We start from the raw sequence: 25,696 nt of genomic DNA, 5'->3' as shown, positions 1-25,696 counted from the left end.
GCCGGAGCCGTCCTCATGGTCGGGGGAGGCGTGCTCTACATCGTCAACCACGACGGGTTCGTCTTTTGACGACTGACCGGGGGCGGGCGGCCCAGGTGGGAGCCGGTGAGGGGGCCGCCCGCCGCCCGGGGTCAGGTCAGCGCAGGCGTCCCGCGCCCGCGCCCGCCGGCACGAGATGCCTCAGCGCCTTGGCCGGATGCACGCGCGGGACCAGCGTCGGGGTCCAGCCCGCGTCCGTGCCGAGCGTCGTGCCGTTGGCCGCGTCGTACGCCGCCACCACGTCGGTCACCACGCCGTCCACCAGGTTGTCCCTGGCCGTGATCGCCGTGCCGTTGAACACGGTCAGCACCTTCTCCGCGGCGATCCCGTCAAAGGCGTTGCTCTCGGCGTAGACCTTGGAGCCGAACCCGACACCGATGCTGTAACCGTGCCCCGGGCCGCCCTTGTAGTAGTTGTTGTACACGTGCACCTGCCCGAACCGGACCCGGGGCGTGCGCTGGCCGAGCGACTCGAAGTAGTTGTGGTGCAGGGTGACCTTGAGCTTGCCCTCCTCGCCGTACCTCGTCGGGCTGTCGGTGTTGCCGATCAGCGTCACCTTGTCGTGGCCGCTGAGGTGGTTCCAGGAGAGCGTCACATAGTCGGAGCCGCGGACCACGTCGAGCAGCCCGTCGTGCACCTGGAACGGGCGGCCGAAGTAGAGCGGCTGGCCCGAGTCGGGGTTGTCGCCGTCGTTGAGTGTGTTGTGGTCCAGCCACACGTGCGTGGAGCCGGAGACCTCCATGTTGTCGAAGGAGGCGTTCCAGTTGCCCTCGGCGCCGTCGGTCGGGTCCCACTGCGGGAAGCAGTCGGAGGTGTCGGTGATGGTCAGGTTGCGCACGATGACGTTGTCGGCGTTGCTGACGCGCAGGCCGAAGCTCTTCAGCGCGGCGTTCCCGCCCAGGCCCATGAGCGTGACGTTGGAGCCGACGGTGACCGTGACGTGCGCCGCCATCTTGGCGTACGACGCCTTGCGCGCCTCCTCCAGCGGCCCCGACGGCACGCTGGTCCTGCCCCAGACGGCCGGGTCGTAGGCGGCCAGGTAGGCGGGCAGGCTGTAGCCGTCCACGGCGTAGTCGTCGCAGGTCAGCGGGTTGCCCGCGGCGTCGGTGTCGGCGTCGATGGCGCCCTTGACGTAGACGATCCTCGGCGTGTTGTCGGCCGGGCCGCCCAGCGCGGCCAGCAGCTCCGCCCTGGTCGAGACGACGTGCACGTCCTCGGGGCGGGCCGCGGAGCCGCCCGTCGTGCCGGTGGTGGCCGCCGCCCAGCCGTCGCCGCGCGGCAGCGTCTCGCGGCCGGGCTCGGGCCGCACGGGGGCCGGGCGGCGCAGCGGGTTCCAGCCGTCCGCGCCCGCCAGGTATTTCTCCGGCGTGTACGTCCTGGCCTGCTCCGCGGTGAGCTGCGGGCGGTCGTCGTTGACGGTCACGCCGGGCCCGTGGTTGCGGTACTCGGACAGGCGGGCCTCACGCCAGTTCAGCCCCGACATGTCGGTCCAGGGCGCGTCCTTGAACTGCTGGCCCAGCCACGACTCCCGCACCAGCACCTGGCCGCGCGCCGTGACCGAGCCGCCGGCCGGCCACGGGCGGCCCAGGTGGAACGTGCGGGCGGGCGCGTCGCTGACCAGGTGGCTGCGGTAGATCAGGAACCCGTACGGGTTGGCGATCTCCGTGCTGGCGGCGGTGACGTAGCCGTTGTTGTCCGTGCTGCCCCGGTTCAGTGCCTTGATCACGCAGCGGTCGAACACCGCCGTGGCGCGGCCGAAGATGAAGTCGACGTCGCCCTCGACGTAGCAGTCGTGGAAGTACTGGCGGGCGAAGGTGGTGGCGGAGCCGGTGTTGGCGTACAGGGTGTCCTGGTTGCCGAGGAACCTGACGTTGTCGTACACCTGCCGGTCGCCCGTCGTCCTGACCGCGACGGCCTGGCTGTTGCCGTGCGCGGCCTCGTCGTAGGAGTTCTCGAAGGTGAGGTCGCGGGCGGTGAAGTCGGGGGCGCTGATCACGTACGAGGCGCTGCCCGAGGTGCCGTAGGTGCCGGAGCCGTCCGGCTTCGGCGTGGACGCGGAGGCGTCGAAGGTGAGCACCACCTCGCGCGGGTCGCGGGTGTCGCCGGCCAGCGTGATGTGCGGTTTGTCGGCGGGGATGACCACCTGCTGCTTGTAGGTGCCCTTGCGGACCAGGATGGTGACCGGCCGGGTGTTGCCCGGGGGCACGGCGTTCACGGCGTCCTGCACGGTCGTGTGGTCGCCCGAGCCGTCGGCGGCCACGACGATCGTGGCGCGGGTCGCGGCCGTGGCCGCGGGGGTCATGGTCGCGATCACTGTCAGGGCGATCACTGGGGGGAGTAACAGAAGTCGCATGGGCGCAGCCTTGACGGAGTGCGGCAATCGGTTGCATGAAACGTTCGCCCAAACACCTCACTTCGTCAATGATCTGCAGTGAAACTGCACCTTTCCTGCAACAAGCGATTGCAGCCCTGTTGACCCCTCATCGACCGGGCTCTACAGTCCGCCTGATATTTATCGGCGTTTCCCTGAAACTTTCATTCCGGATGCCGTAGGAGCACTGTGCGCACCCTTCGAGCCCTGGTGGTCGCCGCCCTGTTATGCCTGCTGCCGGTGCTCCCGGCGCACGCGGCGGACCTCACGTACGACTTCGAGGACGGCACCGCCCAGGGATGGGGACCGCGCGGCGACGGCGTCACCGTCACGGTGACCCCGGACGCGGCCCGCACGGGCTCGGGCGGCCTCGCCGTGAGCGGCCGGACCGCCACCTGGCACGGCGCGTCCATCACCGGGCCCTTCGTCAGGGGCGTCGGCTACACCGTCACCGCGTACGCCAGGCTGGTCGCCGGCCAGCCCGCGAGCACCGTCGCGATGACCGTGCAGCGCACCCCGACCGGCGGCGAGACCACCTACGAACGGGTCGCGGCGGCCACCGTCACCGACGGCGAGTGGGTGCGGCTGTCGGGCAGCTACCTGTTCACCGCCGAGTCCAGCGACGTGCAGCTCTACGTGGAGAGCTCCGACGCCACCTCCCGGTACCTGCTCGACGACATCGTGCTCAGCCCGCTCGGCGACCCCACCCGCGAGCCGATCACCAGCGACTTCGAGGACGGCACCGCGCAGGACTGGTCGCCGCGCGCCGCCGCCGTCCTGGAGAACGGCGCCACCGCCCACGCCGGGACCCGCGGCCTCACCGTCACCGGCCGCTCCGCCTCCTGGGACGGGCCCGCGCTGAACGTCCTGGGCCGCATGGCCAAGGGCGACAAGTACGCCCTGTCCGCCTGGGTGCGCCTCGGCCCCGACACCGCCTCCGGCCGCCTCGGCCTGTCGATCGAGCGCCGCACCGGCGGCACCCCCAGCTACGAGCGCGTCGTCGCGCCGAAGGACGTGCCCGCAGGGGAGTGGGTGCAGCTCTCCGGGACGTACACGCTGGCCTACGACGTGGAATTCCTCAGCCTGTACATCGAGTCGGAAACCGGCACTTTCCCCTTCCACCTCGACGACTTCACCCTGACCTACGTCGAGCCCAAGCCCGTCCAGACCGACATCCCCTCCGTCAAGGACAAGGTGCCGTTCACCATGGGCTCGGCCCTGACCAGGCCCGACACGCTCGGCGTGCACGGCGAGCTGCTCGCCAGGCACTTCAACGGCGCCACCCCCGGCAACGAGCTGAAGTGGGACGCCACCGAGCCCCGCGAAGGCGAGTTCACCTTCACCGACGGCGACTACCTGGTGGACTTCGCCACCGGGCACGGCATGACCGTGCGCGGCCACACGCTCGCCTGGCACAGCCAGACCCCCGACTGGGTGTTCGAGGGCGCCACCAAGGAGGTGCTGCTGCAACGCCTGGAGCGGCACGTCCGCACGCTCGTCACCCGCTACAAGGGCAGGATCGCCGTCTGGGACGTGGTCAACGAGGTCGTCGACGAGAACCAGCCCGACGGGTTGCGCCGCTCCAAGTGGTACGAGATCGCCGGGCTCGACTTCATCCGCACCGCCTTCCGCGTCGCCCACGAGGCCGACCCCGACGCCAAGCTGTTCATCAACGACTACAACACCGAGTTCCCGCGCAAACGCGAAGCCCTCTACAAGCTGGTCCAGCAGCTCAAGAGCGAAGGCGTGCCGATCCACGGCGTCGGGCACCAGCTCCACCTCAACATCGAGCACCCGGCCGCCGCCGAGGTCGAGGCCACCATCGAGCGCTTCGCCACGCTCGGCCTCGACCAGCAGGTCACCGAGCTGGACGTGAGCATTTACACCGACTTCGTCTCCACCTACGACACCATCCCGCCCGAGCTGCTCGTCCAGCAGGGGCACCGGTACAAGGAGCTGTTCGACGTCTTCCGGCGGCAGGCCGCCCGGCTCAGCTCCGTCACCGTGTGGGGCGAGTCGGACGACGTGAGCTGGCTGCGCTCCTGGCCGATCACGCGGCTCAACGCGCCGCTGCTCTTCGACGACGACCTCCAGGCCAAGCCCGCCTACTGGGGCGTCGTGGACCCGGCCGAGCTGGCTCCGCTCGTCCGCGAGCTGGAGGCGCCCGCCGCGGCGGTCAAGGTGGACGGCAAGCGCGACCTGGAATGGGACCTCCTCCCTGACGCGCCCCTCGCCCGCGTCGGCGACGTCTCGGCCGGCTTCCAGGCCCGCTCCTCCTCCGCCGGCCTGTACGTGCTCGCCGAGGTGACCGACCCGGTCGTCAACGCCGACGACCGGGTCACGTTCACCGTGGACGGCCGCACCCGCGCCCTCGGCCGCACCTCCCCTGGCGTCCGCCGCACCGCCACCGGCTACCGCGCGGAAGCCCTGCTCCCCACCGGCGCCGACGTCCAGGTCACCGTGCACGACCGCGGCTCCCGCACCTCGTGGACCGGCACCGTCACCCCCATCCCGGCCGTGAAGCGCACCACCGCCCCGCACCGGGCGACCTCGCCCGTCCTGGACGGCGCCGTGGACCGGCTGTGGTCCGGCGTCCCCGAGATCCGCACCGGCACCTGGATCCAGGGCACCTCCGGCGCCACCGCCAAGGTTCGCGCCCTCTGGTCGGGCTCCACCCTCTACGTCCTGGCCCAGGTCACCGACCCCGCGTTGAGCGAGTCGTCGGCGAATCCGTGGGAGCAGGACTCCGTCGAGATCTTCGTGGACCCCGGCAACGGCAAGACCAAGGGGTACGAGGACGACGACGGGCAGTACCGGGTGAGCTTCACGGGGCGCGTCACCGTGGGCGGCACGTTCGACGCTGTGGGCGTCAAGGACAACGTGCGGGCGGCGGCCGTGGCCGTGCCGGGCGGGTACGTGGTGGAGGCGGCCGTCGCCATGCCCACCGTCACCCTGGGGGAAGGGGTGCTGGCGGGCTTCGACGTGCAGGTCAACGATGCTACGGGGGCGGCTCGTACGAGTGCGGTGACCTGGAACGACGCCACCGGGCGCAGCTATCTGGACACCAGCCACTGGGGGGTGGTGCTGCTCGGGCGCTGATCTGGGATGATCGCCGCCTGCCCCTGCCCCTGTGGAGTTCGCGATGATCCGTAACCCCGTCCTGCCCGGCTTCCACCCGGACCCGTCCATCCTGCGCGTCGGCGACGACTACTACCTGGCCACCTCCACGTTCGAGTGGTGCCCCGGCGTGCTCGTGCACCACTCCCGCGACTTGGTCCACTGGCGCTCCCTGGGCGGTGTGCTGACCGGGCGCAGGCTGCTCGACCTGTCCGGGGTGCCCGACTCGGGTGGTGTGTGGGCGCCTGACCTGACGTACGCGAACGGGCTGTTCCACCTGGTCTACAGCGTGATGGACACCTACGCCCACGGCTACAAGGACGTCGCCAACTACCTGGTCACCGCGCCCGCCGTCGAAGGGCCGTGGTCGGATCCGGTGCGGCTGCCCGGGCGCGGGTTCGACGCGGCGCTCTTCCACGACGACGACGGCACGACGTACCTGCTGAACATGGTCTTCGACTCCCGGCCAGGGGGCGGGTTCTCCGGGATCGAGCTGCAGCCCCTGGACGGCACGGAGCCGCCGCGGCTGATCCTGGAGAACCGCAGCGTGACCGAGGGGCCGCACGTCTACCGGGTGGACGGCTGGTACTACCTGATGGTGGCCGAGGGCGGCACCGGCTACGAGCACTGCGTGAGCGTGCTGCGGTCGCGGTCGCTGGAGGGGCCGTACGAGGCGGATCCGGCCGGGCCGATGCTCACCTCGCGGGACGATCCCGGGCTGGAGCTGCAGAAGGCCGGGCACGGTTGCCTGGTGCGGACGCAGGGGGGTGAGTGGTACCTGGCGCATCTGGCCGCCCGTCCGTACGGGACGCGCGGGCGGTGCGTGCTGGGCCGGGAGAGCGCGATCCAGCGGGTCGAGTGGGTGGACGGCTGGCCGCGCGTGGCCGGGGGAGTGCCCGCCGTCGAGGTGCCCGCCCCCGCGCTGCCGCCGCATCCGTGGCCCGCCGCCGAGAGCGGGTGGAGCACGTTGCGCAGGCACGCCTCGCCCGGCTGGGTGCGGTTCGACGGCGGCCGGGTGACGGTCAGCGGCGGCCAGTCACCGTACGGGCGGCGCGCCCCCAGCCTGGTCGCCCGCCGCGTCACGGCGAAGAGGTGCGCCTTCGCGGCGGACGTGACGTTCGAGCCGGGCAGCGTGCACCAGTCCGCCGGCATCACCGCCTACTACAACTCGCGCAACTGGTACCACCTCGCGCGCACCACCGACGGCCTCGTCCTGACCGGCAGCGACCGGGGCGCCCGCACCGTCCACTTCACCGCACCCGGCCCCGCGACCCGGCTCGGGCTGGAGTTCGACGGGCCGGTGCTGCGGTTCTCGTGCAACGGCCGGGAGATCCCCGTGGAGCTGGACGCCACGATCCTGTCGGACGAGCACGCCGACGAGATCATCGACGGCCGGATCCGCTCGTTCGGCTTCACCGGCGCGTTCGTCGGCCTGTGGGTGCAGGACCTGGCAGGCGAGGGCTGCCAGGCCGTCTTCGACGAGATCAGCTACGAGGCGGCGGACGCGGACGCGGTGGCGGTGACGCAGGGCGGCGAGTAGGGACGGCCGGGCAGGTACTGGGCCCACTCCGTCCGGCTGATGGATGTGCCCGAGGCCTCGCAGACGTTCGCGGTGGCCTGCTCCACGTTCAGCCCCCAGAGCTGGGTGGCGCTGCCGGACGCGGCGGCCAGCACGGTGCCGTCCGGGCCCAGCTCCACGTCGCCCGACGCGCCCCGGCCCTCGAACACCGCCCAGAGCGTGGGCCGGGCGGGCGTGACGACGTTCCACACCCGGACGGTCGAGTCCTGGGAGGCGGTGACGAGCGTGCGGTCGTCGCCGCTGAAGGCGACGGCCGACACGGCGCCGGAGTGTCCGGGCAGGTCGGCGAGCTTCTTGGCGGAGGCCGGCGCGGCGACGTTCCACAGCCGGGCGGTGCCGTCGCTCGACGCGATGGCCAGCGTCTTGCCGTCGCGGCTGAACCGCAGATCGCGGACGCTGCCGCTGCCGGCGGAGAAGGTGGCCAGGCTGCGCGGGTCGGCCGGCTTGGCGAGGTCCCAGAGCCGCACGGAGCCCGTGCCCGAGCCGGTCGCGAGCATGCGGCCGTCGGGCCGGAAGACGGCGGTGGTCACGCGCCTGTCGCTCGCGCCGACGGTGGCGACCTGCTTGGGGCTGGACGGGGTGGCGACGTTCCACAGCAGCGTCCTGCCGTCGCGCCCCGTCGTCACCACCGTCTTCCCGTCAGGGCCGTAGGCGGCCGACCGCACGCCGTCCGTGTGGCCGGTCAGCGTGCCGAGCAGCTTCGGGGTGGCGGTCTCTGAGACGTCCCAGATCTTGGCCGTCTTGTCGTCGGAGGCCGTGACGAGGCGGGTGCCCTCGGGGTTGAACGCGACCGACTGGACCTGCTCGGTGTGCCCGCTCACTGTGCCCTCGGGGGTGGCGACCGCCGGGTCGGAGATGTTCCACAGCCTGACGGTCTCGTCGTCGGAGGCGGTGGCCAGCGTGACGCCGCCCTTGGCGATGGCGACGCCGTTGACCTGCTCGGTGTGCAGGCCGAGACGGGCGAAGGGCGAGGTGCGGGAGGTGTTGGAGACGTTCCACAGCCGGGCGACGCCGTCCACGGCGGAGGCGAGGAGGTTCTGGCCGTTCGGGCTGAACGCCACGCCCGTCACCGCGTCGGGGAAGCCGGCCAGGGTGGTGGTGCGTTCCGGCTCGCGCGGGTTCTCCACGCTCCACAGATCGACGGTGGCGTCGGCGGACGCGCTGGCCAGGACGGCGCCGTCGGGGCTGAACACGACGTCGTCCACCGCGCCGGAGTGGCCGCTCGCGGTGCCGACCAGCTCGGTGGCGGTGATGTCCCAGACCTGCACCTTGCCCGTGGCCGAGGAGGAGGCCAGGTAGCGGCCGTTCGGCGCGAACGTCACGCTCCTGACCGCGCCCTCCGCCGAGGTGAGCGTGGCCAGGACGGCCGGCTTCGCGGGGGTGCGCACGTCGAGGAGCCTGATCGTGCCGTCGGTGGAGGCGACCGCCACGAGGCGGCCGTCGGGGCTGAAGGCGGCCCTGGTGAGATCGGAGTCCTGCGTCACCGTGGCGACCTGGGCGGCCTTGGCCGGGTTCTTGACGTTCCACAGCCGCATGGTGCCGTCGGTGGACGCGGTGGCCAGCAGGTTGCCCTCCGGGCTGAACGACACCGAGCCGACCTGCTCCTTGTGCCCCTTGAGGGTGGCCAGGGCGCGCGGCTTGGCGGTGTCGGACACCTCCCACAGCCGGGCGGTGTTGTCGGCGGAGCCGGTCGCGAGCACCTTGCCGCTCTTGCTGAACGCCACCGCGAGCACGCCTCCCGTGTGCCCCTTGACGACGCCGGCGCTCTTGGGCCGCAGGGCGTCGGTGACGTTCCACAGCCGGGCGGTGGTGTCGCCCGAGGCGGTGGCGGCCACGCGCCCGTCGGGTCGGTAGGCGACGCGTTCGACGGACGCCGTGTGGCCGGTCATGCGGGCGCCCACCGGCCGGGAGAGCGAGCCGAGCAGCGCGCCGCGCGCCTCCGGGGTGGCCGAGAGGCGGTAGGCGGCCAGCGCGAGCTGCGAGCCCAGCGAGGTGTCCCTGGTGGTGGCGGCGACCGCGGCGAGCTGCCGGGACAGGGCCTCGTCGCGCTGGACGCCCGCCTCGCCCGCCAGGCGGGTGGCCCCGCTGGTCTGCACGAGCGCCACGACGGCTCCGGCGGCGGCCACGAGCAGGAGCAGGCTGAGGGTGGCGATGGCGCCGCGGGTGATCTGGGTGCGGCGGAGCTGCCTGCGGCGGGACGCGTCGAGGAACTCTCGCTCGACGGGCGTGATCGCGCCGTTCGCGTCGCGCGCGGCCGGCGCCCTGGGCGTTCTGGAGGCCGGGGCGCTCGCGGCGGGGAGCGCCGCCACCGCGGCGTGGGCGGTGGACAGGCGGTCGTCGGTGTAGAGGTAGGAGGAGTTCTGGCCGTCGCGCTGCCACAGCTCGGCGTCCTCGGCCAGCCGCCGCCGCACGAGCAGCCCGGCCCGCGCGGTCTCGGCCCAGTTGCCGAGCCGGGGCCAGGCGCGTACGAGTGCTTCGTGGGCCAGCTCCGCCTGCTCGCCGCCGTCGGTGACCGTCAGCGTGACGAGGCGCGCGCGTACGAACTCGGCGAGCACCTGACCCTCGACGGAGGCGGAGCCCGAGCTCAGCTCGGCGACGGGGACGCGCCGCCGCAGGGCTCCGGCCTGCGGGTCCACGTGGACCAGCGGCACCAGCAGCCCGCGCGCGACCGGCTCGGACTCCGCGCCGAGCCGCCGCAGCGTCTCCTCGCCGCTCAGCGCCACCGCGCGGGCGACGCCGCCGGCCGAGCGGTAGCCGTCCATGGTGAGCACCCCGCCGGTGCGCCGCTGCCAGGTGGCCAGCAGCGCGTGCGACAGCAGGGGCAGCAGGTCGTCGGTGCCCGCCAGCGCCTGGAGGTCCTCCAGGATCAGCTCGGTGAGCCCGGCCTCGACCGAGAGCCCCGAGCCGGTGGCCGGCTCCTCGATCACGCGGCGCAGCTCGGCCGCGGACATGGGGGCGACGATCTCGGGCCGCCGCATCGCCTCCAGCAGGCCGGGGTAGGCGGCGCAGCGGCCGAAGAAGTCGCCGCGCACGGCGATCACCACGGCGGCCGAGCGGGACAGCTCGACGAGCGCCTCCACGAAGCGCCGCCTGGCCGTCTCGTCGCCGCACAGCGCGAACAGCTCCTCGAACTGGTCCACGACGACGAGCGTGCGCCTGGGCAGGCCGCGCGGCGCCGCGCCTGGATCCGACTCGATGACCGCGCGCAGCCGTTCGGGGTCGCCGCCGCCCAGCGCCGCCAGCTCGCGCGCGAGCGCGGCCACCGGCAGCGCGCCGGGAGTGAGCACGACGCTCCTGCCGATGTCCTCCTGCAGGGCGGGGATCAGGCCGGCGTGCAGCAGGGACGTCTTCCCGCAGCCCGACGGCCCGGTGACGATGAGCGGGCCGCCCGCCTCGAACGCCTGCGAGCCGATGACCACCGGCGGCCCCGCCGGCCTGAGCGCCTGCCTGGCCCGCGCGGCCAGCGACCTGGTCGCCTCCTCGCGGCCGAAGTACAGCCTGGCGTGGTCGCGCCCGTACGCGGCCAGGCCCCGGTAGGGGCTGTTCAGGTCGCCCGGCGCGCTCAGCGGCGGGCCGGAGCGCTGGGCGCTCTGGTCGCCCGGGTTGATCGCGAGCGGCGGCAGCCCCTTCAGCTCGCCCGCCTGCCGCCTGGGCCGCGGGAACCCGGCGGCGGGCAGCACGCGGGCCAGGTGGTGGTGCACGTGGTCGAGCGTGAACGCGGCGGGCCCCGCCGGGTCGCCCTCGTTCAGCAGCCGCAGCAGCGCCCCGGTGAGCGCCGTGTGCCGGACGCCCGGCAGCGCCCACGAGTTCTCGTCCTTGCTGGCCGAGGTCAGCACGTACGCGCCGCGCCAGGACGTGTCGAACGTCTGCTCCATGGCCTTGGCGGGCACCGGCCGGTTGCCGCCGGTGAAGCAGCAGTCGAGCACCACGACGACGTGCTCCGCCCGGGACGAGCCGAGGATCTGCCGCACCATCGCGTACGGCAGCGCCTGATAGCCCGGCACCCCTTGCCCCAGGTCGACGGTCGCCCGCGTGGCCAGGTGCAGCTCGTTGTCCGGGCTGAACAGGGCGTGCCCGACGAAGTGGAACATCAGCACGCCGGTGGCCTCGCGCGCCGCCTTCTCCAGTGCCTCGCCCAGATTGGCGGGGGTGGCCGGGTCGAGCAGCACGGTGAGCTGCTGCGGGGCCAGGCCCGCCCGCTCGACCAGGCACTGCCCGAGGTCGTTGACGGTGGCGGGCACGGCGGGCACCTGCGGCAGCCGCGACGAGGGACGGTGCGCGCCGGTGCCGGCGACCACGACCCTGGCGCCTTCCGACGCCAGCAGCAGGGGTGGATCGTTCCGCCCTACAGGCCGTACGAGCCGGGTCCTCTCGAGCGTCGTGGAATCGTCCTCGGTCATCCGGCGCTCCGCAGGAATCGGGGGTTTCGGCAAATCAGCGTTGTTCAGGTTACGCAGATCCGCGTCGCAGCGTCGAGGCCGGATACGGCGCATTCTGCTAGAACGCGGGACACTATCCCGGTAGAGATCGCCACATATGGGGGCAGATCATGACAGTGGTTTTCGTCACTGGCGGCTCGGGTTTCGTCGGCGGACGGCTGGTCTCCCGCCTGCTGAAAGACGGCCACACGGTACGCGGCCTGGCGCGCGGCGACACGTCCGCGGCCAAAATCGAGGCCCTGGGCGCGACCCCCGTACCCGGGGACCTCGGCGACGCGGCCGCGCTGCGCGACGCGATGGCGGGCGCAGAACTGGTCTTCCACGCCGCCGCCCGCACCACCCGCGGCGGCGGCCGTGCCAGGTTCTGGGCCGACAACGTCGAGGGCACGGCCAACGTGCTGCGGGCGGCCCGCGAGGCAGACGTGCGGCGGCTCGTGCACGTCGGCACGGAGGCCGCGCTGATGAACGGGCGGCCCCTGGTCCGCGTGGACGAGACCGCGCCGCTGCGGCCGGACTCGCGGGCACACTACGCCGCCTCCAAGGCCGCCGCCGAGCAGCTCGTGCGCGACGCCCGCGACCTGGAGACCGTCGTGCTCAGGCCGCGGTTCGTGTGGGGCGCGGGGGACACGACCGTGCTGCCCGAGCTGGTGGCCATGGTGCGGAGCGGGCGGTTCGCCTGGATCGGCGGCGGGCTGCACCACACCGACACCACGCACGTGGACAACGCCGTCGAGGGGCTGGTGCTGGCCGCCCAGCGAGGGCGTCCTGGGGAGGCGTACTTCGTCACCGACGGGCGGCCCGCCGTCTTCCGCGACTTCGTCACCGAGCTGCTCGGCACCCGCCGCGTCACCCCGCCCCGGCGGTCGATTCCCCTCGGGCTCGCGCTGGCGCTGGCGGCGGCGGGCGAGACGCTGTGGCGCGGGCTGCCGCTGCCCGGCTCGCCGCCGCTGGACCACCTGAGCGTGTGGCTGGCCGGGATGGAGTGCACGATCGACATCGGCAAGGCCGCCGCCGAGCTGGGCTACCGGCCCGTCAGGACCAGGCAGGAGGGGATGGCGGAACTACGGGATCAGCCGTGGAAGTAGTGGCCAGCCTCCAGGTCCTCGATGAGGCCGGGCCGCTCGGGGCGCCAGTCCAGCAGCTTGCGCGTCAGCGTGCTGGAGGCGGGCATGTCCAGCGAGAGGAACGCGCCGAGCCAGCCGAAGTGCGCGCCCGCCTCCGCCACCGGGATCGAGGACACCGGCACCCCCAGGCGCCGCCCGACGACCCCGGCGACCTCACGTACCGCAACGCCCTCCTCCGCGACGGCGTGCAGTCGCGCGCCCGCGGGCGCCTGCTCCAGGGCCAGCCGGTAGAGCGCGGCCACGTCCAGCACGTGCGCGCTCGACCAGCGGAAGGAACCGTCGCCCGGGTACGCCGAGACGCCCTTCTCCCTGGCGATGCCGATCGCCGCCGCGACGAACCCGTGGTCACCCTCGCCGTGCACCAGCGGCAGCCGTACCAGCGAGACCCGCACCCCGCGCGGCACGAACGACAGCGCCACCTCCTCGGCTGCGCCCCTGGGCGAGTGGGTGCCCGGCTCGTCCTCCTCGGTGCCGACGCGGCCGGGCGGCAGCAGCCCCGTCCCCGACGTGACGACGAACGGCCGGCCGGACCCCGCCAGCGCCTCGCCGAGCGCCTCGATCGCGCGCCGGTCCGTCGCGTTGGCAGCCTCGAAGTTCCCGAAGTCGTGAACGAACGCCAGGTGGATGACGCCGTCCGCGCCGTCGGCGCCGCCGCGCAGGCCGGCGGGGTCGTCGAGGGCGCCGCGGTGCGGCACGGCCCCCGCGGCCTCCAGCGCCGCGGCCGCCTCGTCGCTGCGGGCGAGGCCGACGACCTGATGCCCGGCCCCGATCAGCTCACGGACGACGGCAGAACCCACGAAACCGGTCGCGCCGGTGACGAAAACACGCATGCTCGAAACTCCTTCACAGTGAGCCTCCATCGTCCGCGCGGGCCGGTGCCGGCGTCCAAAGCCTGTTGTGCAACCGGCAATACGCTTCAGGCATCACCGCAGTACGCTGGCCACATGTCGGACTCCCCGGACCTTGACCTGCGGCTGGTCCGCTACTTCACGACCGTCGCGGAGCACCTGCACTTCGGCCGCGCCGCCGAGGCCCTGCACATCACGCAGCCGTCGCTGAGCCGGCAGATCCGCAGCCTGGAGCGGCAACTGGGCGCCCGCCTGCTCGACCGCACCCCGCGCGGCACGCGGCTCACCGAGGCGGGCGAGGTCTTCCTGCCCCGCGCCACGGCGCTGCTGCGCTCGGCCGCCAGGGCCGCCGCGCAGACCCGCGCCGCCGCCTGGCCCGCCCGGCTCACGGTCGGCTACACGTTCGGTGTCATCGTCACGCCCGCCGTCCGCGAGCTGCGCCGCCTGCACCCCGACGCCGACGTGCGCACCCTGCACCTGCCCTGGAAGGAGCCGCGCGCCGCCCTGCTCGACCACCGCATGGACGCCGTGGTGACCCGCCTGCCCCTTGCCACCGGCGGGCTCGACGTGACGGTCCTGTACGACGAGCCGCGCGTGGTGCTGGTCGCCATCGACCACCGCCTGGCGGGCAGGGAGTCGGTCACGCTCGACGACATCGCCGGCGAGCCGCTGCCCCGCCTGTCGGACCCCGACCCGGAGTGGGAGGCCTTCTGGCGCATCGACCCCAGGCCCGACGGCAGCCCTGCCCCCGGCGGCCCGGTCATCGAGGCCATCGAGGACAAGTTCGAGCTGATCGCCACCGGGGAGGCCGTGGCCATCGCGGCGGCCGTCCCCACCATGGCCCGCTACCGCTCCGACATCGTCGCGATCCCGCTGCGCGGCGTGGAGCCGAGCCACGTCGTGCTGGCGACCCGCGCGGGCGAGCGCAACCGCCTGGTGGCGGCCTTCCGCAAGGCCGCCGGCCAGACGCTCACCAGTTGGCGGGCAGCCCCGGGGTCGTCGGAGGCAGCGGGTGGTCCGGCGGGTGGATGACGTACGCCACGCCGCCGCTGCTGGCGCTGCGCAGCCACACGTTCTCGAAGTCGGCGCGCGGATAGACGTGCCGCACGGCCGCGTTGCTTGAGGAGGCGGGGTCGTTGGCGATCACGTCCCCGGTGGAGGTGAAGCCGACCACGGCCATCAGGTGGCCGTCGGTGCCGTACCCGGCGCCGGGCAGCTCGCCCTTCTTGAACGACTGCGACGTGATCACCGGCACGCCCGCCTTGATCAGCAGCTCCAGCTCGGTCAGCGACCGCAGCCGGGTGACGAACCCGTCCACGCCGTACCGCCCCGCGTAGGCCGTGTTGAACGGCCAGTTGCCCGTGCCGTCGTAGGCGTGGTCGAAGGTGAAACGGGCGGCGTAGTCGACCTCGGGATTCGGGTCGGCGGGATCCACCCACGAGGTGTCCTGCGCGCTCGGCCACCTGTCCCAGTAGCCCAGCACCATGGTGGTCGAGGTGGGGCTGCACCAGGCCTCGCCGCCGCCGTTCCACTCGGGGTAGTGGCCCAGGTGCACGTTCTGCGAGCGGCGCGGCACCGCCAGCTCCGTGCCCCACGCGCCGCCGCCGGGGCTGACCGGCACGCTCCTGCGTTCCGGCACGTTCGAGCTCATCACGCCGGACGTGCGCACCCGCGGCGTCACCGCCGAGCCCGGCGCGCGGTAGAGGGTCAGGCGGAGCTGGTAGCCGCTGAGCGGCTTGCCCGCCGCCGCGACCAGCGTGTCCACGGCCACCGACGCGTCCGCGTCGCCCTGGTTCGGCACGGACGTGCGCCGGATGTCGCCCTCGGCGTACGACCAGCGGCCCAGCGAATACCACTTGGTCAGGCCCTCCGCGTTCCTGCCCCGGGCCTCGATCTGGATCCAGCTTCCCTGCGGCACGTCCGCCGTCCACGACGCGATCAGCTCGGTGGCGCCGAACCCGATGTCCTGCTCGGGGCCGGTCCAGCGGGCGTACTCCCAGGTCTTGGTGCCCAGCGCGTCGGTGTACGTGATCGTCCCGGCGGCCTGGCCGAACGCCAGCCCGTCGCCGGCCGTCGTGCCCTCGGGGGTGCCGGAGGAGAAGTCGGCCCGCTGGTAGACGACGTCGGGGACGACCGCCGGCCTGTCGCCTGACGCGGTGTCGGTCATGGACGTGAACAGGAGCAGTGCGGACAGGACCACGGACAGCGCAGGCATGAACCCACCTTCCAGGAACGCGCTCGATGCCGCTGACACTAAGCTCGGCGGCCTCCGCAAAGCATCGGGAGATCTACGTAATCGGCCGTCTCCGCTGCTTCCATGGGGAATGACGATGTTCACGCCGTGAAATGAGATGGTGATGCGGAAATACGTGATCATGGGCGTACAGGGCAGCGGTAAGGGCACCCAGAGCGCCCTGCTCGCCGACGACCTCGACCTGGTGCACATCAGCGTCGGCGACATCTTCCGCTGGCACGTCAAACACCACACCAAACTCGGCGCCCAGGTGCGCCGCCTGGTGGCGGCCGGCGAACTCGTCGGCGACGACCTCGTGGAGGACGTCGTCAAGGACCGCCTCCAGCTCCACGACTGGAACTACGGCTTCATCATCGACGGCTTCCCCCGCAACCGCCGCCAGGCCGAGTTCTTCCTGGAGAGCTACGACCTCGACGGCGTGATCCACCTCGACCTGCCCGACGACGAGGTCCGCCGCCGCGTCCTGGCCCGGCGGCTGTGCTCGCGCTGCGGCATGGACTACAACCTCATCGCGCACCGGCCGGAGGTGGAGGGGCGGTGCGACGTGTGCGGCGGGAACCTCGTCACCCGCGAGGACGACACGCCGGACGCGCTGGCGCGGCGGCTGGCCGACTACCACAGCAAGATCGATCCGGTGGTGGAGCTGTTCAAGCGGAAGGAGTATGTGATGACCATCGACGCGCGGGCGGACAAGGCGACCGTGCAGCGGGCCATCCGGACCCGCTTCAACCTGCCGCCTTATCTGCCGTCGGACGCGCGGCTGTCGGGGTAGGGGGCCATACCGAGCGGGCATATCTCCCTCCTGCGGGGTGCTCCTTGGATATGACTTCCGCCATGACGACGATCAAGGTGCCGAAGACGGTCTATGACCGGTTGAGCGCCATCGCCAGTGAACGAGCTCCCGGCACCACTCTGGCCGCCGTGCTGAGCGACCTGCTCGACAGGCACGAAGCGGACCGGCTCGCCTACATGGAGGTCGTGGCGGCGGCGGAGGACGCCGGGGCCATGGCCCGTGCCCAGAAACGCGCGAACCGGGCCGTCGACCTGCTACGTGAGCGCGCGGCCAGCAAGTGACTCCTTCCGGGCACGTGCTGACCGTTGACTGAGGCGCCGCGACCGCGATCTGCACCAGCTCGCCATCGCCTTCGATCGCGGCAACGTACGCGCCAGTGTGCCCTCCATCACGCCGGCCGTCGCTGAGGCGGCGCTGTCGCCCGAGCACCGATGTGTCCTGGGACATGGCTGCCGCTCACGTGGTTGCGGTCTCCACCACCTGGACTGGCCCGTCCTGACCACCGATGCTGGCCGGTGGGAGGTCATGACGGCGTACCTGCCATGGCGAGTCGAACTCAGGGAGATAGCACAGCTCGATCGAGCGCTACGACATTGCGACGCTTGGGCCCACACCTCTCTTGGCGGAGCACGAACGGAACCGAGGCGATAATGGGTTGGTTGTTGTGCATGATCGGGATACTTGGCATCGTGGCCGATGGTGGAGATCTAAGCCTGGAGTCCGTTGTAACGCAGGCCTGGACGCTGCCGGTCATCGTGGCGGGGCTGGTCATCCTGTTGCTCAAGAGGAACGCCTTGGCATACTGGGCGGCGCTCATGGTCGGCGGAGGTTGGCTGTATCTTGCCAGCACAACCTACCTGGACACAAACAAATGGATTGTTGATGGTGAGATTCTCGCCTTCGCTTTTGTTCTCTGTGGCATCATGTTCTCCGCGCGGAATATCGCTGTTAACCATGTGAAAATCTTCGAACTGTGCTTGCTCGGTCTCGCGGTATGGGGTGCGCTTCTCTGGAGCCAAGAAGACGGACTCGAGTACGATAACGTCCGTGAGCTGGTGACCCGCTACCAGGAGTATTTGCCCAGAGTGAGCGAGATCGCCTTGGAGTTTTCCTGTGTGCTGGGGGCAATATGGGTTCTACACAGGCTGCGAGATGAAAACATCGCGATTAGAGCGCAACTTTTGATGTCTTCCGGCTTGCTACTTGTGGCAACTGAATCGGCTTGGTCCTGGGCATCACCGTTCTGGCGCAGTCAGGTTCTTCTCATCGGAGGAGTTGTAGCGATCCTCGGGCTCGCTACGTATCTGGTCAGTTGCTTTGCGCAGCAGAGATATATGGTAGCGGTCTTCGTGTCTTTACTCATAGGTATCGGGAGCATGGTCGCCCTGACCACGTGGCAAGTGCGCCTGCAGGCGACAGCTCTGCATCTTGAGTGGGCTAATATTTTCATGGTCGGCATGATTCTGGTTGCTGCAGCCGCCATGACAACCGGATTCGTCGACGGCGTGTTCAGTGCGACAGCCGACGACGACTGGATTCTTCCGTCGCTGTTCGTCAAAACGTCCATTGCGGCATGGATAGGTATCGCTACAACGGTGCTGACTCTCATGAGTATCGCCAAGTTCGAGATGTCATCTCTCGGCAGTGGAATGCTGACGCTTCTGGCGGCAGCCGGGTGCATGCTTTTTTTCTTGTCTCTGTGGGCGGCCGTGCTGCTCATCGCAGACATGTCGATCGCGACAGCTATGCCGGAGGATGCAGGCCTGCTTGACCTTTGGCTGGCTGTCATCATAAAGGGACCAAGAGATGCTGGCTATGGGCCTTCTCTTGCCTTTGGTGGGATCGTGCTCATCGCCGTGCTGGGTATTCTGCCTGAGTGGGGCGTTTTTCCGATCTTACGCCTGGCGGCTGCGGCTCTTCTCGTCGTGGGTCTCACCAGCATGTCCAGCTCGATAATGCGCCGCGTTGCAGAAGCTAATGCGGACAAGTGCGCGGGGGATCCTAACCCTCATCGTCGGGAGCACATGGCGAACCAGGTGTATCTCGTTCCTACTGGTGTGGCGGCCGGCGCGACTGCTGTGACATTAATGTTCATTGTCACCGCCGATACCTGGCTGCTGATCAGGATCGTTTTGGCGTTGCTGGCGTCTGTGGGATTTGTAGTAGCCGCCATTCCGCTCCTGTACGCTCTTGCTGCTCCGCCTCTACGTCGGTTGAATATCACTTTCAATGATCTGGGTGACTGGTATTGGTTCACGGGTTGGCCGACAGGCGGTGACATGCTCAAGGCGCTGCGTACAACTGACGACTCCACAACTGTGGCACGTCTGTTCGCGAATGGGAGTGCCATCGGGCTCTGCGTGGGAGTGCTGTCGATCGTCTTCTCGGCCGCGTTCGAGCTCTATGTCGTAATAGAGATGATCCTTGTGGGAGTGGCCGTGCTTGGTATCGCGTCCACCCTCGCCATGGGGTGGCTCATGTTCGATCGCATCTCGTTCATTGAGGCTGGCGACCTGCTCGCTCGAACACGGTCTTTCACGCACAGCAAACGTTCCACCTTCCGGCTCCTCCCGGAATTTCAGCAGACTGGCTCAGGTCGTGAGGGGTCGGACTAGGAAACTGTCACCTTTCGTAGAACGTCGTCCAGCACTCTGCGTTCGATATCGGTAAGATTTCTGTCTCGGCGGAGTCCCTTCACTGTTGAGATGGCGAGATCCGTGTCCTTCAGCTCGTTGGCGAGTTGTTCAACGGCTGCGACGCAGGCATTTATATCGAGCCTCATGGCCCTCATCATTCGCGCCATGTGAATGCCCCACAGATCCGCGTCTGTAAGGTGCATGTGCCAGCGCTGGTAACGCTGGAATGGTGCGTTCCAGTTGTCTTGCTTGAGTTGTTCGAGCCATTCCTGTGTACTCGACGGAAGGGTTAGTGCTCGGTGAGCATCTTCGAGAGCCTCTGCCGAGGCGTTCTCAGTCATCGTCTTCAACCCGGTGACCGCTGCGGAAACTTCGCCGAGCAGGCTGAGTTGATATACCGCATTGATCTGAAAGAGCAGGGGCAGATCCGTGTTGGTGGCTATTATGTTCAGGGCTGTACGGAAGTCCTCTTTTCCTTTCTTTGCCTTGTTAGTGATCTCCTCAAGCGCAATTATCCGGGAGCGAGGCTCGTTATCTGCATCGGCTACTTGGGAGTAAAGAGACATATACTTCGGACCATCTGTGTCCGGTGTCTTGGATCGCGGGTCGAACGCGGTGTTTCGAACCAGGGCAATTTCGCTGGCAGTGCCGTCGTTGACCCGCTTCGGTGCGGGATGGTTGCGTGCCCGTAGCTTCCAGTCCAGCGCCGTGTACAAGTCATTCAGTGAAATCGTTTCCGGACCTTCTGGTATGCCATCCCGGAGAACCTCGATCAGCACGCCCGTGAACGCGGTGTATCGATCACCGGTCGGGGCGTTAGAAGTCTTGTTGGCGGCTGACGATGCAAGAATGAACGCCCCTTCGATGCGGGCTGCATTGATGATCGCGTCGGCATCGTCGTTTCCGAGTACAGACGGCAGTGCAGCTCCTGAAAAGCAGCAATCAAGAATCAGAACCCTTATTCGGGCGCGGCTCATCATGATGGCCTTCTGTAGGTCGCTCATTCGTAGGCCGGTATATTCGAGCTGCTTTCGGGTGGTGTCCGCGAGGGTCAGTATCAATTCGCCGTCTGATGCGCGTTCCGCGTGTCCACAGTAGTAGACCAGGAACATGTCGCGAACGTCGTCTCCCAGATCCGCGACGCGAGCGGTAGGCTTGTCCGCGTACCGTGGGGAAATCATCTCGCATCGTTCGGCGTCGAATCCGCCATTATCGGGATGGGTGAGGGCTGCCAGTAGGTCGTTGAGGTTCCGGCTAACGGCGGGAATCCGGAGGAGTGCGGGATCATCGTACTCCCCGACACCCATGAGCACGGCCCGGGAATCTGAGCGGATAGGGAGTCTCATTTATTCCTCATCCAAAGATCGCCTTACCTCCCTGGCGAGCTCATTGATGCGATCAGCGCTTATCCCGCGAACGCGCTGACTTGTGATCTTCACTGAACGCTTCTGATTCTTCACCTCTACCGTGATGGATCCGCGCAGACTGCGCAGCCAGACTAGAACGGCAATTATCGTTGGTGTCAGAGCATCTGCGCGATCGAGGATAAGCTGCAGTATTTCGCTTGCTGGTCCGAGCTTCCCAGGATCCGGAGAAGGTGTCTCCCACCGAATGTCCCGTCGTATGTCCTCGTCGGCCATCAGCCACTCTTTCAGCGACTGGGATTCAGCGGCACCCTCTACGTAAAGGCTGAGATTCATAGCGTGATCATAGTCGTGATTTCATGCATCGTGAAGACGTGCGATCGCGGCCGGATCTCCGAAGATCGGGTTTCGCGCAGTTGACTCCGGGGCCCGAACTAGAGGTGATGCCACATGTGGTCACCCCCGTCGCTGTGGCTCGTGCCATGGGCGTCCATGCCTCACTTGACGCGGACGACGTTGTCGAGCCAGGGGCGAGCAGCGACGCCCGCCCCGGAACATTCGAATCGACATATCCACGAGGTGCAGGCAGGAGCACCCCGCCTGCTAGCCTGCCGGCCATACAGCAGGCTGGCGTCTCGGCGCCGGGCCGCGCCGAGGCACACGGCTCCGTAGTCGACTGGGCGGGGCATACGGCTCCGCGGTCGGCTGGTAGGGGCGTGTGGCGCTGGCAAGCTGTGCAGACGATTCGGAGCGTCCGTGCTGACGGGCGATCTACTCGTTAGGGGACGACATTGCAGCAGATCAGCAGGTGCGCAGCATGTTGAGCAGGGCCCTGCGCTCGTCGCGGGTCACGAAGAGCCGGTAGTGGTGCTTCACCGTGATCCACGAGGTCGCGTACCGGCACCAGTGGGCGCGGCGCTGCGGGCGCCAGCTCTGCGGCCCCTGACCGCCCTTGGCGATGTTGGCCGAGTGGCTGACCGTGATCAGCTCGGGGCGCCTGAGGTCGTTGGCGAACGCGCGGCGCTTGGCCTGGCTCCAGCGCCTTGCGCCGGAACGCCACGCGTACGACAGCGGCACCACGTGGTCGACGTCCACCTGCTTCTCGCTCTTCAGCACCTTTCCGTCGTACGGGCTGTACCAGGTGCCCTTGACCGGGTGGCAGGAGGCGTTCTTCCTGACCCGGCGGCCGTCGCGGGCCAGGACCGACTCGCGGGTGCTGCACTTGCCCTTGCGGCGTCCGTCCAGGGGCTGGAAGCGTTTGCGGCTGTAGCCGCGCAGCGATAAGGCCCTGGCCACTTTGAGGCCGGCCAGCATGCGGCGGGCCATCGCCGCCGAGTCGGCCTGCACACCCGTACGCCGTTCGGCCTGTGCGCTTGTACGCCGCTCGGCCTGTGCGCTTGTACGTTGCCCAGCCTGTGTGAGCGTGCGTTGTGCGGCTTGGGTGCTGGTGCGTTGTTCGGCCGCGGCGCTTGGGACGGCGGGGAGCGGGAGGAGCACGGACACGAGCACGGCGAGGCACGCCGCCCGCCGCGGGGAGATCACGGTACGACCCATGCTCAAGGCGTCCCCAGATGCGGCGGCGATATTCAGGTGATGTGGCCGACAAATGCCGCATTTTCCTGCGTAGACACCACCGTGAATTGATTTTCGGCGCCGTCCTTTCTGTGAAATCCTGAGGAGGTGCGAGCCGGGGGAAGGGGCAGCGAAATGGCGGGCGACAGCGCGATCCAGGAGCAGCGGAAATCCGGAAACGGCCAGAAAGGACGCGGCGGCGCCGTCCGCGCCACGATCGGGGCCGTTCTCGCGGCCGTGCTCGGCCTGGTCAGCAGCTTCGGCCTGGCCGGCCTCGGCCTCGACGCCTACGGACCGGCCCTGACCTGGGTCATCATCGGCTGGACACTGCTCGGCATGGTGATCGTCGGCCTCTGGCCCGTCCTGACGGGCATCGAGCGGACCAGACCCCGCGTCGGCCTGGCCTGCGGCGCCTTCGCGGCACTGACCGCCCTGTCCGTCTGGTCGGTGGTGCTCGGCAGACCGGGCGACGGCATCGACCCCATCGCGCAGGGCTGCCGATATCTGCACGGCACCCATCAAATATCCGCCAGCTCCGATATCGCCCGCAGCTGGGGCATCATTGGGAATTTCACCCTCGTACACAATCCACATCCGCAATGCGGGGTGGTCTGGGCGCAATTCCTGACCCCCAAAGGCGACGACCTGAAACGACCGCCATTCCGTGACATGCGCATCGCGTCCATCTCCCTCGACATCGTCCGCAGGGATCCGGCGGGACGGCAGACGCGGACGTGGAACTACGACACCGCCCCGCCGGGCGAGGTGGACAACCGCGACATCTGGACGCCCGCGCTGCGGCTGGAGGACGGGGTGTACGAGGCGAACCTCGGCATCCTGTTCGCCGGCGGGGAACCCGCGAACGTCCACCTCACCTGGGACACCGACAAACCGTCGATCATCGGCCCCCGCGACGGCTGACCGGAGGAGAGGCGCGTCAGGCGTGACGATTCTCGTGGCCGGGCTGATGCCGGCGGCGTTCAGCGAGGCGACCGCGAGGGTGTTGACGCCCGCCCGGGCCGGTGCGAGCGCCACCGTGCCCGTGTCGTCGTAACCCACTGAAACGTCCTGGCCGTCACCCCGCTCAGCTGGTAGCGGAACGTGGTCGCGTCGCTCACGCCGTTCGCCCCGAAGACGGACTCACCTGGCACGCCCACCCCGCCACCCGGGACGTCCGGGGGACAGACGGCGGAGGAGACCGTGGGGGATCGGCCGGCGTGGCCCGGAACGCGTACGACGTGGCAAGGCCCCGCGTTGATCACCTCGGCAGTTGTCGGACCCGATGGCTACTCTCCAGCACATGGCAGTCCCCGAGATCATCCCCATCGTTCACGAACCCAACTACCACACCGACACGATCGGTCATTGGGAAGGCGGCCAGTTCTTCGGCTCCACCATCGCCGCCTTCCGCCAGGGCTACACCCGCACCGACGACTGGCGGACGCACAAACGCTGGTACGCCGTTCTGCACACCTTCGACGCCGCCGGCCACCACCTCGACTCGCGCATCGAGCACACCGGCGCAGCAGACGATCATCGTGCAGCCGTCGACCTCGCCCAAGAGCGCCTGGATCGCTGGCTCGACAGGCTTCCTGGCCTTCGTCTCGGCGACATCGCCATCCGCCCCTTCCAGCACACGTTCGACGGGGTGCTTTTCGGCCTCGTCATCGAGACCTTCGAAGGCGAAGAACACGCCGAGTTCTACCCGAACAACATCGGCTTCTACGATCCGTGGGACGGCGTGTACGACACCTGATCTACTTCGGCGATCGAACCGAGACCCGCCCGTCCTCCTGGCCGGTCCGACCACCGGAACCGCGCGACTCACCAGCGCTCCTCCTTCTGCGACGGCCATGCAGACCAACGCACCCGACTCCCTCGACCGCGTGATCGACGCGGTCAATCGCCAGTTCACGCATTCTGCAACCTAGGTTGCCTAGAGCAATGCAACCTCGGTAGCCTAGACTGATGATGAGGAAGCGGGATCTCGAGCGGCGGATGCGCAAGCTCGCCAAGGAGTATGGCGTGTCCGTTCGGTCAACCGAGGGCGGCAACACACCAAGTGGCATGCCGGCTCGGAGGCGATGCCCGTGCCTCGTCACTCGGAGGTCAACGAGCGTACGGCGAAAGGAATCTTGGACAACTGGGAGAGCATCCTTGCTGAGGTTGCGAAGGAGCAGGAGGAGCAGTGAGCAAGCGCGATACGTACACCATCACCGCCAGCAGAAGCGATGATTGGTGGGCTTTGACCGTCTCCGGGCCCGGCCTCAAGCGCAGCTACCACACTCAGGTGAAGCGTTTGGAGCAAGCTGAGGACATGGCGCGTGACCTGGTGGTCACCATGTTGGATGTAGAGGTGGACGCCGACTTCGCCCTGACCGTCGCCGACGATGAAGTGGCCACAGAACTGGAGGCCACGCTGGTGACCCGTCTCGCGGCGACTCTGGTCAAACAGAAGGCGGCCGAAGCGACGCAAGCAACGGTGGCTGATCTTGCGCGGAGAGGTTACGTTCATCGGGACATCGGTTACCTGCTGGGTATGTCACACCAGGCAGTCGGAAAGTTGCTGAACGAGGCGGAGAAGGGCGCAGCCGCTTCTGCGGGCGATGCCCCTCCGGAAATGCTCGATCAGTTGTGCATGACGAGCGACACGGAAGCGCTGTTCAAGTCTTACCTGCTTGAGGTGGCCGCAAGTGATCCGACGGAACGCAAGCTGAACAGGCTCAGAGCACTGGGTGAGAAACTGCGGCACGGCAAACGGCGACGGCTGACGGACGCTTGACCGCGCGAGGTTCTACTTGGCCAGATGGCGGCTGATGACCAGGCGCTGGATCTGGTTGGTGCCCTCGAAGATCTGCATGATCTCCGGTGCCCTACGTAGCCACCTGCGGAAACCTGTCGATCAGGAGCATGACCAGGGGTTACTGTTGCAACTGGCTCTCGTCGTTTCTCGCTGTTCTCGGCCACCCCACCGAACAGTGACGGAACAGGGCAGGAGGTTGCTCATGGCGATCCCGAAGAAGGGCTCGCGGCTCATCACCGTCGATGGCACCGTATTCCGCTGGCGCGTTCGTCGTAAGCCCACGTATTGCCAGGAGAACAGCTGGGGCCCGATGACGTTCGCGGTGGAACTGGCCGACGCGTCGGGTCGCGTCCTTCTGGTGTCGCTTCCCTGCTCGCGGCCGGACGCATGGTGGGGAGAACGAACGACGGCCATACAGCCGGGGCTTGTGACGGCGACCATACGCACCGCGCTCGATCACGGCTGGGCTCCGCGGCAACGCCTTCGAGCTTGCCCTCACTGATAAGGATCTGACCGAGCTAATGAACGGCCAACCGCCTGCCTACGACGTCCCTTTCATGCGGAGATAGCTTCCTGCGCGACCAGCACGACCGTCCGCTTTTCAGACGGAACAACCACCCTGCTCGGCTGATCACGACCGCGGTCAAGCGCGTGTGGACGGTGGCGCAGGTGCGTCTGCGCGTGGGGACGTTGCTGTCGCCTCAGCCACGCTCACTCAGCCGCCCGCACCACGGCGATTGCGACTGACGTCTGCACG

Annotated in this window: 18 protein-coding genes; 11 read left to right on the top strand and 7 right to left on the bottom strand. The window is 69.0% G+C overall.

What is annotated here, in order from left to right; genetic code table 11:
* Positions 1-136 precede the first annotated feature (136 nt).
* A complete protein-coding gene (locus ABD331_RS04925; RefSeq protein WP_344471043.1) occupies positions 137-2,392 on the bottom strand; it encodes a pectinesterase family protein in 2,256 nt (751 codons plus the stop codon).
* A 207-nt stretch (positions 2,393-2,599) separates the two neighbouring features.
* On the opposite strand from ABD331_RS04925, the gene ABD331_RS04920 reads away from it, so the two are divergent.
* Both ABD331_RS04920 and ABD331_RS04915 read left to right on the top strand, forming a co-directional pair.
* Positions 2,600-5,509 (top strand): endo-1,4-beta-xylanase, encoded by a 2,910-nt coding sequence (locus ABD331_RS04920; RefSeq protein ID WP_344471042.1) that lies wholly within the window; start codon positions 2,600-2,602, stop codon positions 5,507-5,509.
* A 43-nt stretch (positions 5,510-5,552) separates the two neighbouring features.
* Complete coding sequence (locus tag ABD331_RS04915) at positions 5,553-7,067, top strand: glycoside hydrolase family 43 protein (protein ID WP_344471041.1); 1,515 nt, start codon at positions 5,553-5,555, stop codon at positions 7,065-7,067.
* On the opposite strand, the gene ABD331_RS04910 is transcribed toward ABD331_RS04915, so the two are convergent.
* A complete protein-coding gene (locus ABD331_RS04910) occupies positions 7,016-11,506 on the bottom strand; it encodes a caspase, EACC1-associated type (RefSeq protein ID WP_344471040.1) in 4,491 nt (1,496 codons plus the stop codon). The two genes, ABD331_RS04915 and ABD331_RS04910, sit on opposite strands and share 52 nt — an antisense overlap.
* Before the next feature lie 149 nt (positions 11,507-11,655).
* On the opposite strand from ABD331_RS04910, the gene ABD331_RS04905 reads away from it, so the two are divergent.
* Complete coding sequence (locus tag ABD331_RS04905; protein WP_344471039.1) at positions 11,656-12,630, top strand: NAD-dependent epimerase/dehydratase family protein; 975 nt, start codon at positions 11,656-11,658, stop codon at positions 12,628-12,630.
* Here the strand turns inward: ABD331_RS04905 and ABD331_RS04900 are convergent.
* Complete coding sequence (locus ABD331_RS04900; RefSeq protein ID WP_344471038.1) at positions 12,615-13,499, bottom strand: SDR family oxidoreductase; 885 nt, start codon at positions 13,497-13,499, stop codon at positions 12,615-12,617. The genes ABD331_RS04905 and ABD331_RS04900 overlap by 16 nt on opposite strands.
* Before the next feature lie 114 nt (positions 13,500-13,613).
* Here ABD331_RS04900 and ABD331_RS04895 point away from each other — a divergent pair, with 114 nt between their 5' ends.
* On the top strand, positions 13,614-14,549 hold the full coding sequence (locus ABD331_RS04895) for a LysR family transcriptional regulator (RefSeq protein ID WP_344471037.1): 936 nt from the start codon (positions 13,614-13,616) through the stop codon (positions 14,547-14,549).
* Here the strand turns inward: ABD331_RS04895 and ABD331_RS04890 are convergent.
* Complete coding sequence (locus ABD331_RS04890; RefSeq protein WP_344471036.1) at positions 14,488-15,732, bottom strand: C39 family peptidase; 1,245 nt, start codon at positions 15,730-15,732, stop codon at positions 14,488-14,490. The two genes, ABD331_RS04895 and ABD331_RS04890, sit on opposite strands and share 62 nt — an antisense overlap.
* 142 nt (positions 15,733-15,874) lie before the next feature.
* Here ABD331_RS04890 and ABD331_RS04885 point away from each other — a divergent pair, with 142 nt between their 5' ends.
* The 3 genes from ABD331_RS04885 to ABD331_RS04875 all read left to right on the top strand — a co-directional run bounded on the left by ABD331_RS04885 (position 15,875) and on the right by ABD331_RS04875 (position 19,179).
* On the top strand, positions 15,875-16,543 hold the full coding sequence (locus ABD331_RS04885) for an adenylate kinase family protein (RefSeq protein ID WP_344471035.1): 669 nt from the start codon (positions 15,875-15,877) through the stop codon (positions 16,541-16,543).
* 62 nt (positions 16,544-16,605) lie between these two features.
* The gene (locus ABD331_RS04880) at positions 16,606-16,845 is read left to right on the top strand and encodes a hypothetical protein (protein ID WP_344471034.1); all 240 of its coding nucleotides are present in this window, start codon (positions 16,606-16,608) and stop codon (positions 16,843-16,845) included.
* 387 nt (positions 16,846-17,232) lie between these two features.
* Positions 17,233-19,179, top strand: coding sequence for a hypothetical protein (locus ABD331_RS04875; RefSeq protein ID WP_344471033.1), 1,947 nt, complete (start codon positions 17,233-17,235; stop codon positions 19,177-19,179).
* On the opposite strand, the gene ABD331_RS04870 is transcribed toward ABD331_RS04875, so the two are convergent.
* From ABD331_RS04870 to ABD331_RS04860, 3 genes are all read right to left on the bottom strand, one after another.
* Entirely contained in the window at positions 19,176-20,513 is a 1,338-nt protein-coding gene (locus ABD331_RS04870) for a caspase family protein (protein WP_425565937.1), read from the bottom strand. The genes ABD331_RS04875 and ABD331_RS04870 overlap by 4 nt on opposite strands.
* Before the next feature lie 33 nt (positions 20,514-20,546).
* On the bottom strand, positions 20,547-20,900 hold the full coding sequence (locus ABD331_RS04865; RefSeq protein ID WP_344471032.1) for an effector-associated constant component EACC1: 354 nt from the start codon (positions 20,898-20,900) through the stop codon (positions 20,547-20,549).
* 465 nt (positions 20,901-21,365) lie between these two features.
* Positions 21,366-21,911, bottom strand: coding sequence for an HNH endonuclease family protein (locus ABD331_RS04860; protein ID WP_344471031.1), 546 nt, complete (start codon positions 21,909-21,911; stop codon positions 21,366-21,368).
* A 360-nt stretch (positions 21,912-22,271) separates the two neighbouring features.
* On the opposite strand from ABD331_RS04860, the gene ABD331_RS04855 reads away from it, so the two are divergent.
* The 4 genes from ABD331_RS04855 (at position 22,272) to ABD331_RS04835 (ending at position 25,441) form a co-directional block, all read left to right on the top strand.
* Entirely contained in the window at positions 22,272-23,057 is a 786-nt protein-coding gene (locus ABD331_RS04855) for a hypothetical protein (protein WP_344471030.1), read from the top strand.
* A gap of 379 nt (positions 23,058-23,436) precedes the next feature.
* Positions 23,437-23,892 (top strand): hypothetical protein, encoded by a 456-nt coding sequence (locus ABD331_RS04850; protein ID WP_344471029.1) that lies wholly within the window; start codon positions 23,437-23,439, stop codon positions 23,890-23,892.
* Between the two features lie 432 nt (positions 23,893-24,324).
* Positions 24,325-24,918 carry a hypothetical protein gene (locus ABD331_RS04845; protein ID WP_344471028.1) on the top strand — a complete coding sequence of 198 codons (594 nt, stop codon included), beginning with the start codon at positions 24,325-24,327 and terminating at the stop codon, positions 24,916-24,918.
* Between the two features lie 223 nt (positions 24,919-25,141).
* Positions 25,142-25,441: a hypothetical protein gene (locus ABD331_RS04835; protein WP_344471027.1), complete on the top strand. Its 300-nt coding sequence runs from the start codon at positions 25,142-25,144 to the stop codon at positions 25,439-25,441.
* Positions 25,442-25,696: the final 255 nt, after the last annotated feature.

Source organism: Nonomuraea monospora, assembly GCF_039531895.1.
GTDB classification, from domain to species: domain Bacteria; phylum Actinomycetota; class Actinomycetes; order Streptosporangiales; family Streptosporangiaceae; genus Nonomuraea; species Nonomuraea monospora.
This window is presented reverse-complemented; position numbering and strand designations above follow the sequence as displayed.

Bases quoted from the DNA above. Each gene is read 5' to 3' on its own strand.
- ABD331_RS04895 (WP_344471037.1), top strand. From the start codon at position 13,614: ATGTCGGACTCCCCGGACCTTGACCTGCGGCTGGTCCGCTACTTCACG.
- ABD331_RS04900 (WP_344471038.1), bottom strand. From the start codon at position 13,499: ATGCGTGTTTTCGTCACCGGCGCGACCGGTTTCGTGGGTTCTGCCGTC.
- ABD331_RS04885 (WP_344471035.1), top strand. From the start codon at position 15,875: ATGCGGAAATACGTGATCATGGGCGTACAGGGCAGCGGTAAGGGCACC.
- ABD331_RS04855 (WP_344471030.1), top strand. From the start codon at position 22,272: ATGGCGGGCGACAGCGCGATCCAGGAGCAGCGGAAATCCGGAAACGGC.
- ABD331_RS04915 (WP_344471041.1), top strand. From the start codon at position 5,553: ATGATCCGTAACCCCGTCCTGCCCGGCTTCCACCCGGACCCGTCCATC.
- ABD331_RS04835 (WP_344471027.1), top strand. From the start codon at position 25,142: ATGGCGATCCCGAAGAAGGGCTCGCGGCTCATCACCGTCGATGGCACC.
- ABD331_RS04880 (WP_344471034.1), top strand. From the start codon at position 16,606: ATGACGACGATCAAGGTGCCGAAGACGGTCTATGACCGGTTGAGCGCC.
- ABD331_RS04875 (WP_344471033.1), top strand. From the start codon at position 17,233: ATGATCGGGATACTTGGCATCGTGGCCGATGGTGGAGATCTAAGCCTG.
- ABD331_RS04890 (WP_344471036.1), bottom strand. From the start codon at position 15,732: ATGCCTGCGCTGTCCGTGGTCCTGTCCGCACTGCTCCTGTTCACGTCC.
- ABD331_RS04910 (WP_344471040.1), bottom strand. From the start codon at position 11,506: ATGACCGAGGACGATTCCACGACGCTCGAGAGGACCCGGCTCGTACGG.
- ABD331_RS04905 (WP_344471039.1), top strand. From the start codon at position 11,656: ATGACAGTGGTTTTCGTCACTGGCGGCTCGGGTTTCGTCGGCGGACGG.
- ABD331_RS04865 (WP_344471032.1), bottom strand. From the start codon at position 20,900: ATGAATCTCAGCCTTTACGTAGAGGGTGCCGCTGAATCCCAGTCGCTG.
- ABD331_RS04850 (WP_344471029.1), top strand. From the start codon at position 23,437: ATGGCAGTCCCCGAGATCATCCCCATCGTTCACGAACCCAACTACCAC.
- ABD331_RS04925 (WP_344471043.1), bottom strand. From the start codon at position 2,392: ATGCGACTTCTGTTACTCCCCCCAGTGATCGCCCTGACAGTGATCGCG.